Origin of the sequence: Streptomyces sp. NPDC101234, from assembly GCF_044767525.1 — a bacterium.
Lineage (GTDB): Bacteria > Actinomycetota > Actinomycetes > Streptomycetales > Streptomycetaceae > Streptomyces > Streptomyces sasae.
Map to the genome: position 1 here is coordinate 38632 of NZ_JBIWOA010000042.1, position 23096 is coordinate 61727.

Here is a 23096-nt window from a genome sequence, read left to right on the forward strand (position 1 = left end):
TGCGGACAGCGAAACGGACCGGAAAACGGAACCGCAACGCTGGGGTCACATGCCCAGCGCCAGCAGCCGTTCCTCCACCGCCTCCGGCGCGTACAGGTGCTCCACGACCAGCGCCCCGGCCCCGATCAGCCCCGCCCGCTCCCCCAGCCGCGAGGTGACCACGTCCAGATGAGCGGTGGAGCGGGGCAGCGCCCGCTGGTAGAGCAGTTCGCGTACACCGGTGAGGAACGGGGTGCCCGCCAGATCGCCCGCGATCATCAGCACACCCGGGTTGAGGAGGGTCACGACTGTCGCCAGGACGTCTCCGACCAGACGGCCGGCCTCCCGCGCCAGCGCGGCCGCCTCCGGGTGGCCCGAGGCGAGCAGGTCCCGCACATCCGATCCGGACGCCGCCGGCACCCCGGCCTCCGCCAGCCTCCGGGCCACGGCGCCACCGCTCGCGACGGCGGCGAGGCAGCCGTACGAACCGCAGCGGCACTGCGCCTCCGCGCCCACCCGGATATGGCCGATGTCCCCGGCGCCGCCGTCGATGCCCCGGTAGATCGAGCCGTCGACCACGACCCCGGCCCCGATGCCGGTCGAGACCTTGACCAGGACGAACGCCGAGCAGTCGGGATGGCCGGTGCGCTGCTCCCCGTACGCCATCAGGTTCGCGTCGTTGTCGACCAGGACCGGGACCGGCGGTGCGCCCGTGTGTTCCGTGAACGCCCCGGCCATCCGGCCTCTTATGTCGTAGCCGTCCCAGCCCGGCATGATCGGGGGCTGGACGACCCGGCCGGTCTCGGTGTCGACGGGGCCCGGTACCGCGAGACCTATCCCGCACACCTCCGCCGCCCGGTGCCCGGCCTTCTCCAGCAGCTCGGCGAACCAGCGGCCGAGTTCGCCCAGTACGGCGTCCGGGCCGTCCTGGATGACCAGCGTGCCGGAGTGTTCGGCGAGGATCTCGCCGGTCAGGGACAGTACGGCGGCCCGGGCATGGCGGGTCTCCAGGTCGGCGGCGAGCACCACCGCGTGGGAGTCGTCGAACTCGAGGGTGATGGAGGGGCGTCCGCCGAGCGGGGAGTCGACCGGGCCGCCGGCGCCCTCGCGCAGCCAGCCCGCGCGGAACAGACGGTCCAGGCGGTGGCCGACGGTCGCACGGGAGAGTCCGGTGGTCTGCTGGAGCGCGCCGCGCGTCACGGCCCGTCCGCTGCGCACCAGTTCGAGCAGTTCACCGGCGCTCGCCTGGCCGCCGCCCCTACCCGTCCTGCCGGCCCTGCCGGTGCTCCCCGGACGTCCGGTCATGCGCACCCCCTTGTGTTTCTCAAGCTTGCATTACATATTGAGTTTTGCGTGTTAAATAGACGTAACCCTACGGTAGCCACTGCCAAACCTGGCCGGCCGGACGTCTTCGGGGAGCCCCGAGTGGATCGCACTGCCCAGCTCACAGCCCATGCGCTCGACCGCGAGATTGCATACGATCCGCTGTCCGCCCCTACCGCCGGACAGCGGTCCGTGCACGTCAGGGCCGCCCGGGTACTCACCGACAACTGGACCGGCACCTCGACCGTGCCCTCCCGGAGTCTGTATCCGCACCAGTGGTCGTGGGACTCGGCGTTCATCGCGATCGGGCTCAGGCATCTGTCGCCGCTGCGCGCGCAGACGGAGCTGGAGACGCTGCTGGCCGCCCAGTGGGCCGACGGGCGGATCCCGCACATCGTGTTCAACCCCTCCGTGCCCCTCGACGCGTACTTCCCGAGCCCCGACTTCTGGCGCTCCTCGACCGCGGGGCGCGCTGCGGGCGCCCCGCGCACCGTACAGACCTCCGGGATCGTGCAGCCACCGGTGCACGCACTGGCGGCCTGGCTGGTGCACCGCGCCGACCCGGGGCTCTCACGGGCGCGCGGCTTCCTGGCGAACGTCTACCCGCGCCTGGCAGCCTGGCACCGCTATCTGCTGCACCGGCGCGACCTGGGCGGCGGCGGTCTGGCCTCCGTCGTGCACCCCTGGGAGCAGGGGATGGACAACAGCCCCTGCTGGGACGCCCCCCTCGCCCGGGTCACCCCGGCCCCGGCGCGCTCCTTCCGGCGTGCCGACCTCGACCACGGCGCCGCCGAGGACCGGCCGACGGATCTGGACTACGGGCGGTACGTGCGGCTGGCGACGGACTACCGGGACGCCGAATACGCGGACCGTACAAGGGAGTTCGCGGTCGAGGACCCCGCCTTCAACGCGCTGCTCATCGCCTCCGAGCACGCCCTCGCCCGGATCGCGCGGGAGCTGGGGGCGACCGGCACGGCCCGGCACGCACGGGCGGAGCGGCTGACGGCGGCGCTGGTGGACCGGCTGTGGGATCCGGAGAAGGAGATCTTCCTCTGCCGGGACCTGCGAGGCGGCGGGCCGATCCCCGAGCGCAGCGTCTCCGGGCTGGTCCCGCTGATCCTGCCCGAGCTGCCGCCCGAGATCGCCGCCGCGCTCGTGCGCACACTGGGCGGCCCGCACTTCGGCACCGGCACCCGTCTCGTCCCCAGTTACGACCTGCTCGGCGAGGCCTTCGACCCGCACCGCTACTGGCGCGGGCCCGCCTGGTTCAACACCGGCTGGCTGCTGGAGCGCGGGCTGCGCGAGCACGGCGAGCGGGACCGGGCCGACGCGCTGCGCGAGGCGCTCGTACGGACGGCCGACGCGAGCGGGTTCGCCGAGTACGTCGACCCGTACACGGGCGAGGCGTGCGGAGCGGCCGGATTCAGCTGGACGGCGGCGCTGGCGCTCGACCTGCACCACCAGCGGCAGGCACCGCACGACGAACCGCACAGCGAACCGCACAACGAACGCCAAAACCTGGGCAAGAGCTGACAAAACCACGTGTCCCCATGGACACCGGCACGTTCGAACTGAAGACAAAGGAGGGGACCGGGGATGACGGACCGGCATCATCTGCTCGTGCACGGCGCGACGTTCGCCGCCGTTGACGACCGCGGCGACATCAGCGGCGTCCGGGGCGGCGGTTCCCCGGACGGGTTATTCGTACGGGACGCCCGGCATCTCAGCCGCTGGCAGCTGACGGTCGACGGGGCGCTGCCGGAGGTGCTCACCCCGGTCACCGACGGGGACGGCGCGCGCTGCGTGCTGGTCCCGCGCGGCGGCCGCCAGGAACCGCCCGCGCACACGCTCTTCCGTGAACAGGCCGTCGGCGACGGCTCGTTCGTGGAGTCCCTGCGGGTCACCAGCAACCGTCCGGTGCCGACCACGATCCGCCTCGCGATCACCGCCGACGCCGACTTCACCGACCAGTTCGAACTCCGCGCCGACCACCGCACCTACGTGAAGTCCGGCGCCGTACGCTCCCGACAGGTCCTCGACGACGGGCTGGAGTTCGGCTACCGCCGGGGCGAGTGGCGGTCCTGTACGACGATCACCGCCGAGCCCGCTCCGGACGGCGTCGAGGAGACCGGGACCGGCGCGCGGCGGCTGGTGTGGACGCTGGAGCTGGCACCGCACGGCACGACCGAGCTGGTCCTCCGGGTGATCGGGCGCCCGCACGGCGACCGGCGGGCCCTGCGCGTGCCCCGCGACCCGGCCGCGCTCAACGAGCAACTCCTGGCCATAGAAGGCGAGTTCGTGGAGGGTGTCGCCTTCCCGACCGGCTGGCCGGAGCTGGCGGCGGCCTGCGCCCGCGGCCTCGCCGACCTCGCCTCGCTCCAGGTGCCGGCCACCGGCCCGGACGGCGAGAAACTCAAGGTCCCCGCCGCGGGCGCCCCTTGGTTCCTCACCCTGCTCGGCCGCGACGCCCTGCTCACCTCTCTCTTCGCCCTCCCCTACCGCCCCCAGCTGGCCGCCGCCACCCTCCCGGCGCTCGCCGCCACCCAGGCGACCGAGGCCGGCGCGAACGCCGTGGCCCAGCCGGGGAAGATCGTCCACGAGGTGCGGCACGGGGAGCTGGCGCACTTCGGGCAGGTGCCGTACGGGCGTTACTACGGCTCGGTCGACGCGACGCCGTTGTTCCTGATCCTGTTCGGCGCGTATGTGGAACAGACCGGGGACCTGGAGACGGCCCGGCGGCTCGAACGCAACGCCCGTGCGGCTGTGGGGTGGATGCTCGATCACGGCGGCCTGACCTCGACCGGATATCTGGTGTACCGCGCGGACAAGGGCGGACTCGCCAACCAGAACTGGAAGGACTCCCCCGGCGCGATCTGCTCCGCCGACGGCAGCCGGCCGATGGGGACCGTGATGGCGGCGGGGGCGCAGGGGTACGCGTACGACGCGTTGCGGCGGACGGCGTGGGTGGCGCGGACGGTGTGGGCCGACGAGACGTACGCGGCGCTCCTCGAACAGGCCGCCGGTGATCTGCGCGACCGCTTCCAACAGGACTTCTGGATGCGGGAGTCGGCGTTCCCCGCGCTGGCCCTGGACGGGGAGGGGCGGCAGGTCGACGCGCTCGCCTCGGACGCGGGGCACCTGTTGTGGTCCGGGTTGCTGGACAAGGAGTACGGGGAGGAGGTGGGCCGACGACTGCTGGAGCCGGACTTCTTCTCGGGGTGGGGGGTGCGGACGCTGGCCGCGGGGCAGGCCGCGTACCACCCGTTGTCGTATCACCGGGGGTCGGTGTGGCCGCATGACAACGCGCTGATCGCGTTGGGGCTGGCGCGGTACGGGCTGCATGACGAGGCCCGGGCCGTGGCGCACGGGCTGGTGGACGCGGCGACCGCCGGCGGGCACCGGCTGCCGGAGGTGCTGGCCGGGTACGGGAGGGACACGCATCCGGAGCCGGTGCCCTATCCGCATGCGTGTGTGCGGGAGTCGCGGTCGGCGGCGGCTCCCCTGGCACTGCTGACCGCTGTCGGGGGTGCGTAGGGTTGCGTGAACACCGCCGGGCGTTGTGTTTGCCCGGTGTTTGCCGAAAAGCCTGAACCGGGGCCATGTGCGAGCCGTACCGGAAGTCGACGGGTCCAGGCCTCCCCAGCGTTGACCCGCCGGTTCCGTTTACGGGTCTCGCACGGAAGGACCTCCGGGTTGCCTCAGCACACGAGCACACGCCAGTCATCCAGTACGGCCGGGGAGACCGAGGCTGAGGTCGCAAAGACCACGGAAGCCGAGAAGGCGGAAGAGGCCGAGGGTACGGCGGCCGAGGCCCAGGTCGAGGCCGCCCAGGTCGAAGGCGCGAAGGCCGCACCCGAGGAAACGGTCACTCCCGAAGACGAACCCGAAGACGAACCCGGAGACATACCCGAAGAGGCCTCCGTGGCCGAAAAGGTCACGGCCCCGGAAACCGGACCCGGTGAAGTCGCCGTACCCGATGAGGCCACCGCCGCCGAAGCGGTGGCCGAAGCGACTCCGGAAGCCCCTGCCGAAGCCGCTGTCGAAGCGGCCGTCGGCGACGAAGCCGCCGTACCGGAGGCGGAGGCCGCCCCCGAACCCGCCGGTTCCGGGTCCGCCCCGGCCCGGCGCCCCCGCATATGGCAGCGCTGGCGCAGCGAACACCCCTCCGCCGCGCGTGCCTTCTCCCTCGCCCTCACCCTCCTCTCCGCTCTCCTCGTATACGCCTGTCTGGTGATGCCGAACACGATCGGCGGGCTGAAGCCGGCGATGTTCGTGCGGATTCCGGCCGAGGCGATCATCGGGGCGGTCGTGCTGCTGAGCCTGCCGCGCCGGCCCCGGCTGGTGCTGGCGGCGCTGGGCGGCGCGGTGGTGGGGGCACTGGCCATCGTGGACGTCTTCAACATCGGGTTCCTGGAGTATCTCGGTCGGCCCTTCAACATCATCCTGGACTGGTCGCTGCTCCCCGACGCCCGCGGCTATCTGCAGGACACCCTCGGCACGACCACCGAGCTGGCGATCACGGCCGGTGCGGTGCTGCTGGTCTTCGTGCTGATCGGGCTCGTCGCGCTGGCCGCCGTGCGCCTCGCCGACCAACTGGCGCGCAACCGCGGCCGGGCGACCCGGGGCACGTTGATCGTCGGCACGGTATGGATCACCTGCAACGCACTCGGGCTGTCGCTCACCGGCGCGCCGCTCGCCACGCAGAAGGCGACCGCCATGCTGAAGACGCAGGTGCGGACCGTCCAGGCGACCCTGAAGGACGAGGCGGAGTTCCAGAAGGTCGCCAAGGTCGACGCCTTCGGGAACACCCCGGGCTCGCAGCTGGTGCCGGCCCTGCGCGGCAAGGACATGATCTTCACGTTCATCGAGAGCTACGGCCGCAGCGCGATCGAGGACCCGATCGAGGCGCCCGGTGTCGACAAGACGCTGGACGCGCAGACGGCGATGCTGAAGAAGGCCGGTTACGCCGCGAAGAGCGGCTGGCTGACGTCGGCGACGTACGGCGGCAGCAGCTGGCTCGGCCACTCCACGACCATGTCGGGGCTGTGGGTCAGCAACCAGCAGCGCTACCGGACCGTCATGGCCAGCGACCACCTCAGCCTGACCAAGGCGTTCAAGAAGACCGGTGACTTCGACACGGTCGGTGTGATGCCGGGTATCCAGAAGGGCTGGCCGGAGCAGAGCTTCTACGGCCTCGACAAGGTCTACAACGCCTTCCAGCTCGGCTACAAGGGACCGAAGTTCAGCTGGTCGACGATGCCCGACCAGTACGCGCTGGAGCAGTTCCAGGAGCGGGTGCACAGCAAGAAGCCGACCGACGGCAAGTCGCGGATGTCGTTCCTGATCCTGACCTCCAGCCACCAGCCGTGGGCGCCGATCCCGAAGATGGTGCCGTGGGACCAGCTGGGCGACGGATCGATCTTCGACGCGATCCAGAAGGCCGGCAACAAGGCGTCCGACGTCATCGCCGACACCACCAAGTCCCGCCAGGAGTACGGCAAGTCGGTCCAGTACACGGTGACCGCGCTCACCCAGTGGCTGCAGCGCTACGGCAACGACAACACGGTCCTGGTCTTCCTCGGCGACCACCAGCCGATCGCCCGGGTCAGCGGCAACCACGCCAGCCGTGATGTGCCGATCTCGATCGTCGCCAAGGACCCGAAGGTGCTGGACGCGATCGACTCCTGGAACTGGACCGACGGTCTGCGCCCGGCGCACAACGCCCCGGTGTGGAAGATGAGCGCGTTCCGCGACAAGTTCCTGGCGGCGTACGGCTCCACCCCGGACCCGAAGACGAACTGAGCCACCGGCCCGCGGTTCGTTCACCGCGGGCCGGTGGGGGCTGGTCGCGCAGTTCCCCGCGCCCCTTCGGGGCGCGACCGAACCGCGGCCTGCTCAGCCCCCGGAAGTGTCCAGTTCCGCGTCCTCGCCGATCCCGGCGCAGTCGTACGGGTCCTTCAGCCAGCCGTCCGGCAGCACCACCCGGTTGTTGCCGGACGTACGGCCGCGGGGCCCGTCGGCTCCCGTGGGCCAGGGCTGGTCGAGGTCCAGTTCGTCGAGGCCCGCGCGGAGTTCTTCCAACGACGACGTGATGGCGAGGCGCTTGCGCATCTCGCTGCCGACGGCGAAGCCCTTCAAGTACCAGGCGACATGCTTGCGGAAGTCGACGACTCCCTTGGACTCGTCGCCGATCCACTCGCCGAGCAGGGTGGCGTGCCGGACCATGATGTCGGCGACCTCGCGGAGGGTGGGCTTCAGGACATCCTGCTGCCGCCCCTCGAAGGCCGCGACCAGGTCCGCGAACAGCCACGGCCGCCCCAGGCACCCGCGCCCGACCACGACTCCGTCGCAGCCCGTCTCCCGGACCATCCTGAGCGCGTCCTCGGCGGACCAGATGTCGCCGTTGCCGAGGACCGGGATCTCCGGGACGTGCTCCTTGAGGCGGGCGATGGCCTCCCAGTCGGCGGTGCCGCCGTAGTGCTGGGCGGCGGTGCGGCCGTGCAGGGCGATCGAGGTGACGCCCTCCTCGACGGCGATCCGGCCGGCGTCGAGATAGGTCATGTGGTCGTCGTCGATGCCCTTGCGCATCTTCATGGTGACCGGGAGGTCCCCGGCGCCGGAGACGGCCTCGCGGAGGATCGCGCGGAGCAGGTTGCGCTTGTACGGCAGCGCGGAGCCGCCGCCCTTCCTCGTCACCTTGGGGACCGGGCAGCCGAAGTTCAGGTCGATGTGGTCGGCCAGGTCCTCCTCCGCGATCATGCGGACGGCCTTGCCGACGGTGGCCGGGTCGACGCCGTACAGCTGGATCGAGCGCGGCTTCTCGGTCGCGTCGAAGTGGATCAGCTGCATGGTCTTCTCGTTGCGCTCGACCAGCGCCCGGGTCGTGATCATCTCGCTGACGAACAGGCCCTTGCCGCCGCTGAACTCCCGGCACAGGGTCCGGAAGGGCGCGTTGGTGATCCCGGCCATGGGGGCCAGGACGACCGGCGGCCGAACGGTGTGGGGGCCGATCTGGAGGGGCGACGTGGGCTCGGGCATTCCCCCATTGTCGCGTACGGCGCGCGATGCTCGTCCGGCCCTGTGGACAACCGCCCGCGGACACGCCCCGCCACGATCATGCAACACTCATTAGTTAGACGCACTATCGAAATGGGCGTACGATGAGACACATGCCCGAGCTGAGTCCCCGCCGCCGCATGCTCGTGCTCGCGATCTGCTGTATGAGCCTGCTGATCGTGAGTCTCGACACGACCGCCCTCAACGTCGGCCTGCCGTCCATGCAGCGCGAACTGCACGCGACCACGGCGGGCCTCCAGTGGACCATCGACGCGTACACGCTGGTCCTGGCCTCGCTGCTGATGCTCGCGGGGTCGACCGGCGACCGGGTCGGCCGCAAGAAGGTCTTCATGACCGGACTGGTGGTCTTCTCGATCGGCTCGCTGCTGTGCTCGCTCGCGCCGAACCTGGAGTCGCTGATCGCGTTCCGCATGGTCCAGGCGGTGGGTGGCTCGATGCTCAACCCGGTGGCCATGTCGATCATCACCAACACCTTCACCGAACCGCGCGAGCGGGCCCGGGCGATCGGGGTGTGGGGTGCGGTGGTCGGCATATCCATGGCCGCCGGTCCGCTGGTCGGCGGCCTGCTGGTGGAGTCGGTCGGCTGGCGCGCGATCTTCTGGGTCAACATCCCGGTGGGTCTCGCGGCGGTCCTGCTGACGCTGCGCTTCGTGCCGGAGTCCCGGGCGCCCAAGGCCCGCCGCCCCGACCCGCTCGGGCAGGTGCTGGTCATCGCCCTGTTCGGCTCCCTGACCTACGCGATCATCGAGGCGCCGACGGCGGGGACGGGCACGGTGCTGCCGTTCGCCGCGGTGGCCCTCGTCGCCCTGACCGGACTGCTCTGGTACGAGCCGAGGCGCGACGAACCCCTCATCGACCTGCGCTTCTTCCGCTCGGCGCCGTTCAGCGGGGCCACCGTGATCGCGATCAGCGCGTTCGCGTCGCTCGGCGGCTTCCTGTTCCTGTCCACGCTGTACCTGCAGAACGTGCGCGGCCTCGACGCCCTGCACGCGGGTCTGTGGATGCTGCCGATGGCGGTCCCGATGTTCCTCTGCGCCCCGCTGTCGGGCCGGCTGGTCGCGAGCCGCGGCCCCCGGCTGCCGCTGGTGATCGCCGGGGTGGCGATGACGGCGAGCGCGGTGCTGTTCGCGGCGTTCGAGGCGGAGACGTCGAACGCCACCCTCGTCCCGGGCTATGTCCTGTTCGGCATCGGCTTCGGCTTCGTGAACGCCCCGATCACCAACACCGCGGTCTCCGGGATGCCGAGGTCCCAGGCGGGTGTCGCGGCCGCGGTCGCCTCGACCAGCAGGCAGTTGGGCCAGACCCTGGGCGTGGCGGTCATCGGCGCGGTCCTCGCCTCGGGGATCGGCTCGTCGTCGTACCGCCAGTCCTTCGTGACGGCCGCCCGACCCGGCTGGTGGGTCCTCGCGGGCTGCGGCCTCGCGGTCCTGGTCCTGGGCGCCCTGACGAACGGCCGCTGGGCCCGCACGACGGCCGAGCGCGCGGCGCAGCGCCTGGAGTCGGCGGAGATCCGGCAGGTGGTGGGGGCCGGGGAGCGGGTCTAGGCGGTACCCCGCACCGGCCGGGCGTCACAGCCCCTCAAGGGTGACCTGCATGAAACGGTCGGGCTCGGAGCGTTCCTCCGCCGTGGTGAACTGCCGCCCGAAGAGACCGGTCGCGTCGCAGAACAGGCGCAGTCTCAGGCTGTTCCCCACGATCTGGGTCAGCAGGTCGACCAGGATCACCGTCTGATGTGCGAAGGCGTACCGCTGTTCCTCGTCGAACGTGTCGAACTGTTCCAGGGCCGCGGCCGCGGCGACCGGCAGTTCGGCCTTGGTGAAGTATCCGGCGAGGGCGGCTCCGCCCCAGACGAAGAGCGGGTTGTCGAGCAGGGAGTCGGGTCTGAGCCGCGAGTCGCCCTCGCCGAGCCGGCCGAGGGATTCCAGGGCCCGCTCGGCCCACTGCCGCCTGCCGCGGGGTTCGCGGGGGTTGCTCACGATCTCTTCCAGGAGGTAGGAGAACGGCGGGCTCTGCAGGACGAAGCGCAGCCTGCGGGTCATGTCCTCGGTCCGGCCGCGGATCCCCTCGAAATCCGCCGCGTCCGCCTCCAGCAGTGATTCCAGGAAGGACCTGAAGACATCGCGGTAGCCCGTCACGACGTGCGGGAGCCGCGGGTCTCCGAGCAGGCTCCGGAGTTTCCGGTTCAACCGGTCCATGTCGTACAGGGGGCGGGGCGCGAGCGAGTTCGGTATTTCACGGAAGTAGCAGGCCTCGCGGAACATCTCCCGTCCGAACTTCCACACCATCTCCTGGCCGTCCGGGTGGTCCACGAAGATGGCGACGCCGGATCCGCCCACACGGCACCCGTTGAGCCGGTACCCGCCCGCTATCTCGTAGTGCAGTTGTGCGTCCAGCCATTCCTCGTCGATCATTCCGGGTCCTCCGCCGCGGCGTCGACGATCCAGTCGTAGGTGCGGACGGTGGTGCCGAGCAGTTCCCTGTTGTACTCGCGGAGCGCCGTGGCCCGGCCCTGGTCGAGGAGCGCACGCCGGCCCGACACGACGAAGCCGCTGAATCCCACGTCGATCCGTGGCAGGGCGCGCCGGGCGGCTCGGAGGTTCCGGGCGATCCACCTTCTCGCGTCGCGGAGTTCGGCGACGCGTCTCTCCACCCCGGCGGCCGGTCCGGTGCCCGTCATCGCCGGGCTGCCCGGCGGCTCGAACTGCACGAGGAACCAGGTCGTTTCGCCGGTCGTGTACTGCGTGCGCGAGGCGCAGAGGTCGACGGAGGCAGGCCCCAGGTGAACCGACCACCGTTCCGTCCCGGGCTGGGAGTGGAGCGTTCTGTGCATGAGATCGGGGTGGAAGGCGAGGAACTCCCGGACGGCCTCGCCGTCGGCGTCGCCGCCCAGGAGGTTGCCCAGGAGGCGGAGCGGGCTGAGCGCGGTGTGGGTGTCCGCCACGGCGTCCAGGATCTGGGTCGTCACGGTCGGGATGCCGTCGTCCGTGTTCGCCGCGAGGCGGTCGGCGAGCAGGGGGGCGTGCCGGGCCAGGACGGTGCCGTCGATACGGTGCCAGACAGGAATGATCGACTTTGCGCCGGTCGCGTCCTCGATCGCGGAGAGACCGTTGAGCTCCTTGCGCGGAAAGCTCTTGGCGAGGAAGGCGGGACTCAGGATCACCACACCGAAGCGGCTGTTCGCCAGGCCCTCGTTGATCTTGTCGTTCAGGCTGTCGCCCACGCGGATCTCCTGCCGGTCCAGCCAGACCCGCAGCCCCGCACGGCGCAGCGCGACGGACAGCGGCAGGGCGACCTCGTCCTTGTCCTCGCTCGCGTAACTGATGAAGACGTCCCACGGCGGCATGTCGGCCTCCAGAACCACCCGTTGCCGGGGCAGGGCGCCCATGATGCGCCCGGGCAAGAGGACTTGGATATCCCCGCGATCGACCCGGTTCACCCGTTCCGGCATGTGCTGCCGACGGCCTAGTTGGCCTGGGTCGCCCGCCGGTGGCGTGCCTGGATCGCCTGCCGGACCGCCCCCAGGGCCAGGGCCTGCAGCAGGGCCGACACCGCGATCGTGGTGATGAAGAGCCATTTCGGCAGGTCCGTGCCCCAGGCGGTCCTGCCGAGCGTCGAGACGAGCAGGAAGGCGGGGAAGGTGACCAGGGGCGGCCAGAGCCAGGCGTAGTCGGGGTCGGGGTCCTCCGCCCACACCGAGTCGAAGGTGGCCTTGGCCATGACGAGGACGACCAGTGCGAGGTAGGCCGCCGAGACACGGTTGCCGACCATCAGGCGGACTACGGTGCGGGCAGGGCCGGTTGTCATCGGTCGTCCCCCTGGGGCCGGTCGTCGGTCGTGCTTCCTGCCAGCATGGTGGTTCGAACGGCCGTGCTCTGTCCTGAGTACCCGTACTCAACCGTGTCCGACGGGGGCCGTCAGCGCGTCCAGTTCCGCCAGCCGTTCCCGTGACTCCTCGTTCACCGGCACGTAGGTGACCATCCGGGCCCCGGACTCCGGGTTCAGCCACAGGTCGGTGTGGTCCATGGTGAGCAGACCGACGTACGGGTTGAGGAACTGCTTGGTCTTGGCGACGGGCACGCCCATCACCTCGTACCGCTCCCAGATGTCGCGGAACTCGGGGGACTCCGCCGTCAGCCGTTTGACCAGCATCTTCCAGGCCGGCTCGCCGAGATGGCCGGCCATGGCCGCGCGGAGTTTGGCGGCCATGAAGCGCCGGGTCTCCTCCAGGTCGACGATGGACCGGCGCCACTCGGGGTGGGTGTAGACGAGGATCAGGGAGTTGCGGTCCTCCGGCGGCACCGCGTCCAGATCGCCCATCAGCCGGCCGTAGGTGCGGTTGTGGGCGAGGATGTCGTAGCGGCTGTTCTGGATGCAGGCCGGGACGGGTTCCAGGGCGCGGAGCATCTCGGACAGGGCCGGGGTGATGGTCGGGCACCTCGCGGCCGGGGTCGGGTCGACGGCGGCGGCCAGCTGGAAGAGGTGGGCGCGTTCGCTCACGTCGAGCCGGAGGGTGCGGGCGAGGGCGTCCAGGACCTGGACGGAGACCTGGATGTCCCGGGCCTGTTCGAGCCAGGTGTACCAGGTGACACCGACCGCGGAGAGCTGCGCCACCTCCTCGCGGCGCAGGCCGGGGGTACGGCGGCGGATGCCGCGCGGCAGGCCCACCTGCTCGGGGGTGATCCGCTCACGCCGGCTGCGCAGGAACGCGGCCAGTTCATGGCGGCGGACGGCCGCGCCCCTGGCCGTGTGAGGGGCCGCCGTCGCACCGGTCGTGGTCGTCATGCCTCCAGACTGCCGCCTGGCGGATCCTGTTGCCAGGTACTTCTTCTACCAGGACAAGAAGACTCTGGTACCAGGCTGAGCGGCCCAGCAGGCTCGGTGTCATGACCGAAACCGTCACCGCTCAGACCGTACGGTCCCCGGCCGCGCCACCGGCGCTCGGCGGGCCCGGCCTGTTCACCGTGCTGCTGGCCGCGGCCCTGCCCCTCATCGACTTCTTCATCGTCAACGTCGCCCTGCCCACCATCGGGACGGATCTGCACGCGGGCGAGGCGGTCCTGGAACTCGTCGTCGCCGGGTACGGCGTCGCCTACGCCGTGCTGCTGGTGCTCGGCGGCCGGCTCGGCGACCTGTTCGGGCGCCGCCGGCTCTTCCTCGGCGGCATGGCCGCGTTCGGGCTGACCTCGCTGGCCTGCGGACTCGCGCCCGGCGCCTGGTCGCTGGTGGCCGCCCGGGTCGCCCAGGGCGCCGCGTCCGCCGCGATGCTCCCGCAGGTCCTCGCCACCATCCAGGCCGCCACCACCGGCGGCCGCCGCGCGAAGGCCATGAGCCTGTACGGCGCCACCGCCGGCCTCTCCATGGTGGCCGGGCAGATTCTCGGCGGGGTGCTGGTCGCCGCCGACATCTGGGGCACCGGCTGGCGCTCCGTGTTCCTCGTCAACGTGCCGGTCGTGGCCGTCGGGCTGGTGCTCGCCGCCCGGTTCGTGCCGGAGACGAGGTCGCAGCGGCCCGAGCCCGTCGACGGGCCGGGCACCGTGCTGCTCGCCCTCTCCCTGCTCACCCTGCTCGCCCCGCTCACCGAGGGCCGGGCGGCGGGCTGGCCGCTGTGGACCTGGCTGTCGCTGGCCGCCTTCCCGGGCGTGGCCGCCGCCTTCTACGCCGTGGAGCGGCGCGCCGACCGGGCGGGGCGGACACCGCTGGTCCCGCCGAGCCTGTTCGAACTCGCCTCGCTGCGCCGGGGTCTGGTGCTGATGCTGCCGTTCTCCGTCGGCTTCAGCGGGTTCATGTTCGTCATCGCCGTGGCCCTGCAGAGCGGGGAGCACCTCGGCCCCGTCGCGGCCGGGACGGCGCTCGCGCCGATGGCCGTCGTCTTCCTGTTCGTCTCGCTCGCCGGGCCGCGCCTGATCGCCCGGTACGGCAGCCGGGTGGTGTCCGCCGGGTCGGTGATCCAGGGGATCGGCATCGTCCTCATCGTCCTCGCCGCCCGGCGGGACTGGCCGCACCTGGACTTCGCCGGACTGCTGCCCGGGGTCGCGGTCGCCGGTGCCGGACAGGCCCTCCAACTCCCCAACGTGCTGCGCCTGGTGATGTCGGAGGTACCGCCCGCGCGGGCCGGCGTGGGCAGCGGCGTGATGGTCACCACCCAGCAGTCCGCGCTGGCCCTGGGCGTGGCCACCCTGGGCACCCTGTTCCTCTCCCTGATCCCGCACCAGGGCGTGCGGGACGCCCTGGTCACCACCCTGCTGGTGCAGCTGGGCCTGGTGGTGCTGACGGGGCTGCTCAGCCTGCGGCTGCCCCGGACGGTGGGGTGACCGGGCGACGGCGAGCCGGCCTCGCCATCGCGGACCGCGCGCCGAGCGGCCCTCAGCTCGCGGGACCGCCCAGTTCGAACCAGACGATCTTGCCGGTGCCCAGCCGGGTCGTGCCCCAGCGCCGGGCCAGCCTGTTCACCAGGTACAGGCCGCGCCCGTGCTCCTCGCTGGGCAGGGCCCGGCGCAGCCGCGGCAGTTGCGGCACGTCGTCGCCGACCTCGCAGCGCAGCACGTCCGTGCGCAGCAGCCGCAGGCTGATCGGCCGGGAGGCGTGCCGTACCGCGTTGGTGACGATCTCGCTGACCAACAGCTCGGCGGTGTCGGTGAGTTCCTCCAGGCCCCAGCCGGCCAGGGCCTGCCGGGTGAGCCGGCGGGCCCGGCCCGGGGCGCTCGCCTCCGGGTCCAGGGTCCAGTACGCCACGTCGCTGGGCGCGATGCCGTCGAAGCGGGCGGCGAGCAGCGCGATGTCGTCGTCCCGGTCGCCCGGGCCGAGCATGTCGAGCACCTCGTCGCACAGCGCCTCCAGCGGCGGCGGCCGGTCCGGGCCGGTCAACTGGGCGGTGGCGGCGAGCTTCTCCCGCAGCTGCTCGATGCCGGTCCACACGTCCCGCAGCCGGGACTCGACCAGGCCGTCGGTGTAGAGGAGCAGGGTCGCGCCCGCGGGCGCGTCCAGTTCGACCGCCTCGAAGTCGATGCCGCCGACGCCGATCGGGGCGCCCGGCGGCACCGTGAGGACCTCGGTCTTGCCGCCCGGGTGGAGCAGGATGGGCGGCGGATGACCGGCGTTGGCGACGGTGATGCGGTGCGAGACCGGGTCGTAGACGACGTAGAGGCAGGTCGCCATGCGGTCGGTGCCGAGGCGCTGGGCCTGTTCGTCGAGGTGGTGCAGGACCTCCTGCGGGGGCAGGTCGAGGCCGGCCAGGGTCACCGCGGTGGTGCGCAGCTGGCCCATGACGGCGGCCGAGGTCATGGAGTGCCCCATGACGTCGCCGACGACGAGGGCGACCCGGCTGCCGGGCAGCGGGATGGCGTCGTACCAGTCGCCGCCGACGCGCGCGGTCTCGGCGGCGGGCAGGTAGCGGAACGCCAGCCGGACACCGGGCGGCTTGGGCAGGGTCTGCGGCAGCATCGCGCGCTGCAGCCGGTCGGCGATGAAGGCCTCGCGGCTGTACAGCACGGCCTTGTCGACGCCGAGCGCGGTGTGGGTGGCGAGCTGGGCGGCGACCAGGAGGTCGGCGGGCTCGAACGCCGGGCGCTCGGGGCGGCGCAGGAAGAGCACCGCGCCGGTGACCCGGCGGCGGCCGCGCAGCGGGGCGAGGATCGCGTGCGACCCAGCCCAGCCGTTCAACGCGCTGTCCTCGCCGACGAGTTCGCCGAGCGCGGCCCGGGTCGCCCGGTCGTCGGCGAACACCGGCCGGACCCCGCGCAGCACTTCGGCGAGCGCACCGCCCGGCACGACCTGGCTCCAGTCGGCCGCGTCGAGATCGTCCTGCTCGTCGTCCACCGTCTCGGCCGGCCAGACCAGGCCCTCTGCGGCGGGGCCCTTGATCCGGTCGGTGCGGCGCAGCCGCAACGCGTCGGGGCCGGTGGGGCGTTCGTCGCCGACCGGTAGCGGGTCGCGCAGGTAGACGAGGGCCGCGTCGGAGTACGTCGGTACGGCGGAGCGGCACAGGCCGCGCACGATCTCGTCGGTCTCGAACCCCCGGGCGATCTGCCGGGTGGCGGCGCCGACGTAGCGGAGGCGGTCCTCGTCCGGGGCCTTGGGCGTGGCGGCGGGTCCGGCCTGCGGGGTCGCGGTGTCCTCGCTCACGCCGAGCGCGGCCTGTGTCGACAGCGCGTCGGCCAGGGCGATGTCGTCCTCCACGAAGTCCTCCCGGTCCGGTCTCCGCAGGAACACCGCCACGCCGACAACGGTGTCGGGCGCGCGCAGCGGAGCGAGCAGGACACGGTTTCCCTGCGGGAGCCGGGGTGCCGCCCCCAGGAGCTCGCGAAGGGCCTCCTCGACGTCGTCCGAACCCCGGCCGCGTGTTCTGCCGCACCGCAGGAAGCCGGCCAGCACGCTGTCGGGCAGCACGGAGGCCGCGGACGCGGGAACTCCTCCCATGACGGCGCCGAGTTCGTCCGGCACTCCGTCCAACCGCAGCCCGAGCGGCTCGGACCGGTCCTGCCGACGGTCCGCGAGGTACACGAACACCGCGTCCGACAGGTCCGGCACCGCCGTCAGGCACAACTCCCTGACGACCTGGGCCGTGCCCTCGGCACGAGCGATCCGACGGCCGGAGACGGCCAGAAAACGTTGAGGATCCGGCAGCATCGCCTCTCCGTGCCGGTGGCCGTTTCACAAGGTCGCTTTCATCTTGAGCCTTGGTCAATGCCGTGTCCAGGGTTTCCGCCGGTAGACCAAATCCGGCTCCCGGTCCGGAGGTTGGCACCCGCCCCCGGAACGGCCCGCTGATCTGCCGGAGCCGTACCCCGGGACACGGCTTGGCCAACTCGCCGTGAAGAAATCCCCGTTGATGTTGGTCTTGCTGCACACTCCTCCCGTCGAGACGTGCCGAACGGCAGATCGGGCACTGACTCCGGAGGCGTTATGTCGCAGACCGACTCGAGCAAGGTCAGCCGCTGGGACCAGCACGGCCGGGAACACACGGTGCGGGTGCAGCGCACCGGCATCCAGCGCACGATCAGGTGTGACACCTGCGGCTGGAAGCAGGGCGCGCAGTTCCTGCCCTGGCTGAAGGCGGAGGAGCACCTGGCCGAGGCGCACCAGGCCACGGTGGACCCGGCGGGGGCCCAGCCGTCCCGGTGACTCACGGCTCACCGACGGCGTCCCGATGACTTTCCGCCCGCGTGGGAGTCGTACACACGACCGCACCCCACCGGAGGGACGACCGATGACCGTGACCCCGCTCCATGCCGCCCTGCGCCGCCGTGTCGAGGACGGCACGGTCCCCGGAGCCGTCGGGCTCGTCGCCCGGGGCGACGACGTCGAGGTCGTGACCGTCGGCGACATGGACGCCGGGGGCTCCGCCCCGATGGCCCGGGACTCGGTCTTCCGGATCGCGTCGATCACCAAGCCGATCACCGCGGCGGCCGTGCTGCTGCTGGTGGACGAGGGCCGGATCGGGCTCGGCGACCCGGTGGCCGAGTGGCTCCCGGAGCTCGCCAAACCCATGGTGGTGCGGACCCCCGCGAGCCCCGTCGACGACGTGGTGCCGGCAGACCGCCCGGTCACCGTCGAGGACGTGCTGAGCTTCCGCACCGGCTGGGGCCTGCCCGACGACTTCTCGCTGCCCGCCGCACAGGCCCTGCTCACGGTGCAGCGGCACGACCTCCCCTTCCGGGACTGGCCGAACCCGGACACCTGGCTGTCCCGGCTCGCCGAGGTGCCGATGCTGCACCAGCCGGGCGAGGCCTGGCTGTACGGCACCTCGTCGGCCCTCCAGGGCATCCTGGTCGCCCGCGTGTCGGGCGGTACGTTCCCGGACTTCCTGGCGGAGCGGATCTTCGAGCCGCTGGGCATGCGGGACACGGCGTTCGAGGTGCCGGCGGCGAAACGGGACCGCTTCACCACGTCCTACGCCCCCGCCGAGGACGGCACCCTGCGCCTCCTGGACACCCCGGACGGCGAGTGGAGCGGCCTGCCGCGCTTCCCCTCGGGCGGTGGCGGTCTGGTCTCCACGGCCGACGACTGGCTGGCCTTCGGCCGCCTGCTCCTGAACGCGGGCGCCACCGCGGACGGCCGCCGGATCCTCTCCCCCACCTCGGTCAGCCGGATGACCACCAACCACCTCACGGCGGCCCAGCGCGAGCACGCCACGCTCTTCCTGGAGGGCCAGGGCTGGGGCTACGGCGGCCAGGTCGACGTCACCCCGGCCGATCCCTGGAACGTGCCGGGCCGCTACGGCTGGGTCGGCGGCACCGGCACCACCGCGCACATCGTCCCGGCCACCGGTACGGTCACGGTCCTGCTGACCCAGGTGGCGATGACGGGCCCGGTGCCGACACCGCTGATGCGGGAGTTCTGGCGGGTCACGGCATAGGCCCGCCGTTACGGCATTCGGGTGATGGCCGAGGTGTGAGTCCCGAGGTCAGCGCACCTGTCGCCACCTGCGGACTTTACGGAACCAAAGGGCGTCCGTCACCGCTTCCCGAACCTTCTCGGGTCGCCGCCGCGGGCGCCCCGGCCAAGCCTGGTGGGGTCCCCTCGTCACTCGACAGGAGCACTCCATGCACACCACTCAGCGTCAGATGTCCCGTGCCCTCGCCGCCGGTGCCCTCTCCCTGGCCCTGCTGTCGGCCGGCAGCGCCGGGGCCTTCGCCGCCGAGACCAAGCCGAACCCGTCCCCGTCCCCGTCCGCGACCGCGATGGGCTCGATCACGGCCAGGGCCAGCAAGCCCTCGGTCATGACCGGCGAGTCGGTGACCTTCACCGGTCGTACGTCGGGGCTGAAGGTGGGTTCGCCCCTCGTGCTTCAGCACGAGGTGAAGGGCAAGTGGATCCCGCTCAAGGCGGACACGAAGGTCAAGAAGGGTAGTTCCTACGCGCTGACCACCTCGTTCAGGACGAAGGGAACCGAGCACGTGCGGGTCGCGGCGGTCGGCAAGAAGGTCTACTCCCCGACCGTGACGGTCGACGTCACCTGAGGCCGCGCACCAGCAGCTCCACCAGCGACGCGAAGTCTTCGTCGGCCTCCGGCCGCTCCCACTCGCGGGCATAGCCCGGGTCGTGGAAGCGGCCGGTGGCCTGGAAGACGGTGCGGGCGGCGGCGGCCGGGTCGGGCGCGGTGAAGGCGCCCGACCCGGCCCCGTCCCGGATGATCTCGATCAGCTGGCCGGTCAGGTCGGCGATGTGCTCGGTGACCGCCGGGCCGTTCTCGTCGACCAGCACCATGTAGGTGGCGAACAGCTCCGGGTCGGCGCCCGCCTTGCGCCGCTTGGCCTCGAACAGCGCCCGCAGCCAGGCCCGCAGCCGCGCCTCGGCGTCCCGGTCCTCGGCCACGATGCCGGACAACGCCGCCGAGGTGCGGTCCAGCCACCGCTTGGTCACCGCCTCGCGCAGCGCCGCCTTGGTCCGGAAGTGCCGGTAGACACTGCCGTGGCTGACCCCGAGCGCGCGGGCCACGTCCACCACGGTGGCCTTGGCCGGGCCGTGGCGGCGCAGCACCTCCTCGGTCGCCTCGAGGATGCGCTCGGCGGTCAGGGTCGGGGTCGGGGACGTCGCTGCCATGGCCTAGACGGTACCCGGACGGCGGTTCGGGCCGCCCGGAGCCATGATCACCGCTCGGCGCACCGCGATCACTGCTCGGTGCCGAGGGACGCCATCTGCACGGCCGGGTAGCGGGTGCCCGCCGCCGCGTCCGCCGGGACGGCCTCCTCGATCGCCGCCAGCTCGGCCGCGTCCAGGGTGACGTCCAGCGCGCCCAGCGACTCGGAGAGCCGCTCGCGGGTGCGGGCGCCGATGAGCGGCACGATGTCGTCGTTGTGCTGCGAGCCCCGGGACAGGACCCAGGCGATGGCGATCTGCGCGACCGACACGCCCTTCTCGTCGGCGATCTTGCGCAGCGCTTCGACGAGGTCGAGGTTGTGCTGGAGGTTCTCGCCCTGGAAGCGGGGCGAGTGGGCCCGGAAGTCGCCCGCGCCGAGCTGCCGGTCACGGGTGAAGTGGCCGGAGATCAGGCCCCGGGAGAGCACGCCGTACGCGGTGACGGCGATGCCCAGTTCACGGGTGGTCGGCAGGACCTCACGCTCGATGTCCCGGGTGATCAGCGAGTACTCGACCTGCAGGTCGGTGATGGGCGCGGTGGCGGCGGCCCGCCGGATGTTGTCCACGCTCGCCTCGCTGAGGCCGATGTGCCGGACGTACCCCTGCTCGACCAGTTCCTTGATGGCGCCGACCGTCTCCTCGATCGGGACGCCCGGGTCGACGCGGGCGATCCGGTAGACGTCGATGTGGTCGACGCCGAGGCGCTGGAGGGAGTAGGCGGCGAAGTTCTTGACCGCGGCGGGGCGGCCGTCGTAGCCGAGCCAGCTGCCCTCCGGGCCGCGCAGGGCGCCGAACTTCACACTGACCAGGGCCTGTTCGCGGTGGGCGGCGGGGGCGGTGCGCAGGGCCTCGCCGATCAGCATCTCGTTGTGGCCCATGGCGTAGAAGTCGCCGGTGTCCAGCAGGTTCACGCCGGCGTCGAGGGCGGCGTGGATCGTGGCGATCGACTCGGCACGGTCGGCCTCGCCGTACAGCGCGGACATGCCCATGCAGCCGAGAGCGAGGGCGGAGACCTGGGGGCCGGTGGATCCGAGAGGGCGGGTGTGCATCGTCATGGCTCCACCTTGGCATGACAGCTGACAGATTTCAATATCTGTCATTCCATACCCGCACCCCCGCTTTCTGGTCCAGACCTATTGACGAGAGGTCTGGACCAGGTCACGCCTACGACACCCGACGCCGCCGTCACCGAAAGGCCCCGCATGATCCGCCGCACTTGAGGACCGGTCTTTTAGCTCGCTCGCAGACGCGTTGTGCGCTGGGACAACTCGGCCCGCGGCGTACACCCACCGTTCGACTGGACCCCGATCATTGACACTTGAATCACCGCCCACGGCAAAAACGTGGTGGACGCGACCTTCACGGTGATCCGTTCCGACGGAGCGGCCCCGTGAGGGCGGCATGAACAGGGGCGTGAACGTGGCGACACGCGCGGACATCGACCTCATCTCCGCCACCGTGGCGAACAAGTTCGTCGCGACGATCGTCCCGATCGTCAACTACCCGTCACTAAAGCGATGGGCTTGCACAACGGGCGCCACTGGCTGTGGTGCTGTGTTTGCGTCCTGTCCCACGCCCCGGTTCAGGCGCTGGGTCTGGGGCGGTTGACTGCGCCCCGCGTCGCCACAACTCCCACGCTCTGGCGCGGATGTTGCGGGAGCCGTTCCGGTCCGCGTGATCAACGAATCCGCATGACCGGCACGCGAACCAGGCCTGACTCACCCGGTTCGCTCTGTCGATGTGCCCGCACTCCGCGCAAGTTCGAGAGGTGTACGCCGGATCGACGTACACCACCGGCACCCCCGCCCGGCGGGCCTTGTACGCAATGAACGCCCCCAGCTGGTGGAACGACCAACTGGAGTGGGTGGCCCGTTGGGGCTTGCGAAGCCGTACCCGTTCACGGATGCCCGTCAGATGCTCCAGGGCGATCCCTCGACCGGTGCGTTCAGCCTCAGCCACCACATGCTTCGCGATCTTGTGGTTGATGTCCTTGGCCCGCCGCGCCTCCTTGCGCCGTCTCCTCTTCAACCGGCGCTTGGCGGACGGGGTGTTCTTCTGCTGCAGCCTGGTGCGCAACTTCCGCTCCCGGACTCGGATACGGTTCAACTCGCGCCCAGCCATGATCTCGCCGTCGGACGTGGTGGCGATGTTCACGATGCCCAAGTCGATGCCGAGGAAGTCACACGGATCCGTGTTCAGCGGTGCTTCCGGCACTTCGCAGGTGGCCAGCAGAAACCACATGCCGTCCCGGCAAACGAGATCGGATTCACCGCGCCGGTAAAGCGCAAGGGTGACCAGTTGCTCGGGCGAGGCGGTAAACGCCACGTCCTTCACCCGCCCCGACGCCGTCCAGACCGACACTCGCCGCTCAGGGATCCGCCAGGACAACATCCGGTCGTCGTAGGGTTGTGCGCTGTCGGCCCGGAACGCGACCGGCTTCCCGCTGGCCCTGCGGTACCGCTTCGAACCGGGCCTGCCCAGGTTCCCGGCCTTCAGGTTCGCCCGCAACGTGGAATACGCGTCGCACGTCTTCTTGATCACGTGCTGGGCGGCCTGCGCCCCCAGCCCCCACCGTGCCTTGATCTCGGTGTAGGTGTGCTCGCGCAGCGCGAAGTTACTCTTCACACCCTTCTCGAACGCCACACCGCTGGCCCAGTTGGCGGCTTCGTTGCAGGCGCGCAGGGTCACCTCAAGCGCCTTCGCCTGCACGGGCGTCGGCAGCACCCTGACCTGCACCACCAGCTTCACGATCACTAAACCTATACACGCGTACGACGGCCCACCGCATGTTCCCCATATGCCACTCGACCGGCTGACGGCGGCTGCGCGTGCAGCCGCCACTGGCTCTGCCGGGGACGGCGCCTGGCCGCTACGCGGCCAAGCATGCACGAGCGACATCGAGACCGGCCTGGTGGGCAGCACGTCGAACCGCCAACTCTTCACCTCCCAGGCCTGGAAGCACTACGGCACCTCACTCAAGGGCCTGATGACCTGGTCGGTCAACTGGGACGGCTCGAAGAACTGGACGTTCGGCGACAACGTGAAGGCGCTTCAGAGCCGTTGAGCCCGGCCGGCGCCGGAGCGGGCGGATCGGGCGGGGTGTGGGACGGACGGCGGAAGCCGAGCCGGCCCTCCGTTCG

Annotated in this window: 18 protein-coding genes and 1 pseudogene; 9 read left to right on the forward strand and 10 right to left on the reverse strand. The window is 71.4% G+C overall.

Annotation, left to right across the window (positions count from 1 at the left end; translation table 11 throughout):
- Positions 1-45 precede the first annotated feature (45 nt).
- Positions 46-1284, reverse strand: a complete 1239-nt coding sequence (locus tag ACIRR9_RS46640; RefSeq protein ID WP_365351196.1) for an ROK family protein — start codon at positions 1282-1284, stop codon at positions 46-48.
- Between the two features lie 120 nt (positions 1285-1404).
- Between ACIRR9_RS46640 and ACIRR9_RS46645 the strand changes: the two genes are divergently transcribed.
- From ACIRR9_RS46645 to ACIRR9_RS46655, 3 genes are all read left to right on the forward strand, one after another.
- A complete protein-coding gene (locus ACIRR9_RS46645; RefSeq protein WP_403765262.1) occupies positions 1405-2835 on the forward strand; it encodes an amylo-alpha-1,6-glucosidase in 1431 nt (476 codons plus the stop codon).
- A gap of 63 nt (positions 2836-2898) precedes the next feature.
- Positions 2899-4836, forward strand: a complete 1938-nt coding sequence (locus ACIRR9_RS46650) for a glycogen debranching N-terminal domain-containing protein (protein WP_403765264.1) — start codon at positions 2899-2901, stop codon at positions 4834-4836.
- 159 nt (positions 4837-4995) lie between these two features.
- Positions 4996-7104 (forward strand): sulfatase-like hydrolase/transferase, encoded by a 2109-nt coding sequence (locus tag ACIRR9_RS46655; RefSeq protein WP_403765266.1) that lies wholly within the window; start codon positions 4996-4998, stop codon positions 7102-7104.
- A gap of 93 nt (positions 7105-7197) precedes the next feature.
- Here the strand turns inward: ACIRR9_RS46655 and dusB are convergent, their stop codons facing one another.
- Complete coding sequence (gene dusB, locus ACIRR9_RS46660; RefSeq protein ID WP_403765268.1) at positions 7198-8340, reverse strand: tRNA dihydrouridine synthase DusB; 1143 nt, start codon at positions 8338-8340, stop codon at positions 7198-7200.
- Between the two features lie 131 nt (positions 8341-8471).
- Here dusB and ACIRR9_RS46665 point away from each other — a divergent pair, with 131 nt between their 5' ends.
- Complete coding sequence (locus ACIRR9_RS46665; protein ID WP_365351200.1) at positions 8472-9923, forward strand: MFS transporter; 1452 nt, start codon at positions 8472-8474, stop codon at positions 9921-9923.
- A 24-nt stretch (positions 9924-9947) separates the two neighbouring features.
- Here the strand turns inward: ACIRR9_RS46665 and ACIRR9_RS46670 are convergent, their stop codons facing one another.
- The 4 genes from ACIRR9_RS46670 to ACIRR9_RS46685 all read right to left on the reverse strand — a co-directional run bounded on the left by ACIRR9_RS46670 (position 9948) and on the right by ACIRR9_RS46685 (position 13161).
- Positions 9948-10790 (reverse strand): hypothetical protein, encoded by an 843-nt coding sequence (locus tag ACIRR9_RS46670; protein ID WP_403765270.1) that lies wholly within the window; start codon positions 10788-10790, stop codon positions 9948-9950.
- Positions 10787-11779, reverse strand: a complete 993-nt coding sequence (locus ACIRR9_RS46675) for a toll/interleukin-1 receptor domain-containing protein (RefSeq protein WP_403765272.1) — start codon at positions 11777-11779, stop codon at positions 10787-10789. The genes ACIRR9_RS46670 and ACIRR9_RS46675 overlap by 4 nt, the downstream gene beginning before the upstream one ends.
- Positions 11780-11841: 62 nt before the next feature.
- A complete protein-coding gene (locus ACIRR9_RS46680; protein WP_403765274.1) occupies positions 11842-12183 on the reverse strand; it encodes an SCO4225 family membrane protein in 342 nt (113 codons plus the stop codon).
- A gap of 87 nt (positions 12184-12270) precedes the next feature.
- A complete protein-coding gene (locus ACIRR9_RS46685) occupies positions 12271-13161 on the reverse strand; it encodes a helix-turn-helix transcriptional regulator (protein ID WP_403765276.1) in 891 nt (296 codons plus the stop codon).
- A 101-nt stretch (positions 13162-13262) separates the two neighbouring features.
- On the opposite strand from ACIRR9_RS46685, the gene ACIRR9_RS46690 reads away from it, so the two are divergent.
- On the forward strand, positions 13263-14690 hold the full coding sequence (locus ACIRR9_RS46690; protein WP_403765278.1) for an MFS transporter: 1428 nt from the start codon (positions 13263-13265) through the stop codon (positions 14688-14690).
- A 52-nt stretch (positions 14691-14742) separates the two neighbouring features.
- Here ACIRR9_RS46690 and ACIRR9_RS46695 read toward each other — a convergent pair whose 3' ends face one another.
- Positions 14743-17004, reverse strand: coding sequence for a SpoIIE family protein phosphatase (locus ACIRR9_RS46695; protein WP_403765280.1), 2262 nt, complete (start codon positions 17002-17004; stop codon positions 14743-14745).
- A 276-nt stretch (positions 17005-17280) separates the two neighbouring features.
- On the opposite strand from ACIRR9_RS46695, the gene ACIRR9_RS46700 reads away from it, so the two are divergent.
- From ACIRR9_RS46700 to ACIRR9_RS46710, 3 genes are all read left to right on the forward strand, one after another.
- Positions 17281-17499, forward strand: a complete 219-nt coding sequence (locus ACIRR9_RS46700; protein WP_123977112.1) for a hypothetical protein — start codon at positions 17281-17283, stop codon at positions 17497-17499.
- An 85-nt stretch (positions 17500-17584) separates the two neighbouring features.
- Positions 17585-18733: a serine hydrolase domain-containing protein gene (locus ACIRR9_RS46705; protein ID WP_403765282.1), complete on the forward strand. Its 1149-nt coding sequence runs from the start codon at positions 17585-17587 to the stop codon at positions 18731-18733.
- A gap of 187 nt (positions 18734-18920) precedes the next feature.
- Entirely contained in the window at positions 18921-19337 is a 417-nt protein-coding gene (locus ACIRR9_RS46710; protein WP_403765284.1) for a hypothetical protein, read from the forward strand.
- Here the strand turns inward: ACIRR9_RS46710 and ACIRR9_RS46715 are convergent.
- The 3 genes from ACIRR9_RS46715 to ACIRR9_RS46725 all read right to left on the reverse strand — a co-directional run bounded on the left by ACIRR9_RS46715 (position 19330) and on the right by ACIRR9_RS46725 (position 22704).
- Positions 19330-19920: a TetR family transcriptional regulator gene (locus tag ACIRR9_RS46715; protein ID WP_403765286.1), complete on the reverse strand. Its 591-nt coding sequence runs from the start codon at positions 19918-19920 to the stop codon at positions 19330-19332. The genes ACIRR9_RS46710 and ACIRR9_RS46715 overlap by 8 nt on opposite strands.
- 68 nt (positions 19921-19988) lie before the next feature.
- Positions 19989-21011: an aldo/keto reductase gene (locus tag ACIRR9_RS46720; protein WP_365351284.1), complete on the reverse strand. Its 1023-nt coding sequence runs from the start codon at positions 21009-21011 to the stop codon at positions 19989-19991.
- A 454-nt stretch (positions 21012-21465) separates the two neighbouring features.
- Entirely contained in the window at positions 21466-22704 is a 1239-nt protein-coding gene (locus ACIRR9_RS46725; RefSeq protein ID WP_403765289.1) for an RNA-guided endonuclease InsQ/TnpB family protein, read from the reverse strand.
- Positions 22705-22900: 196 nt separating this feature from the next.
- On the opposite strand from ACIRR9_RS46725, the pseudogene ACIRR9_RS46730 reads away from it, so the two are divergent.
- Positions 22901-23020 (forward strand): annotated as a pseudogene (locus tag ACIRR9_RS46730) (chitinase); the annotation flags it as partial.
- Positions 23021-23096: the final 76 nt, after the last annotated feature.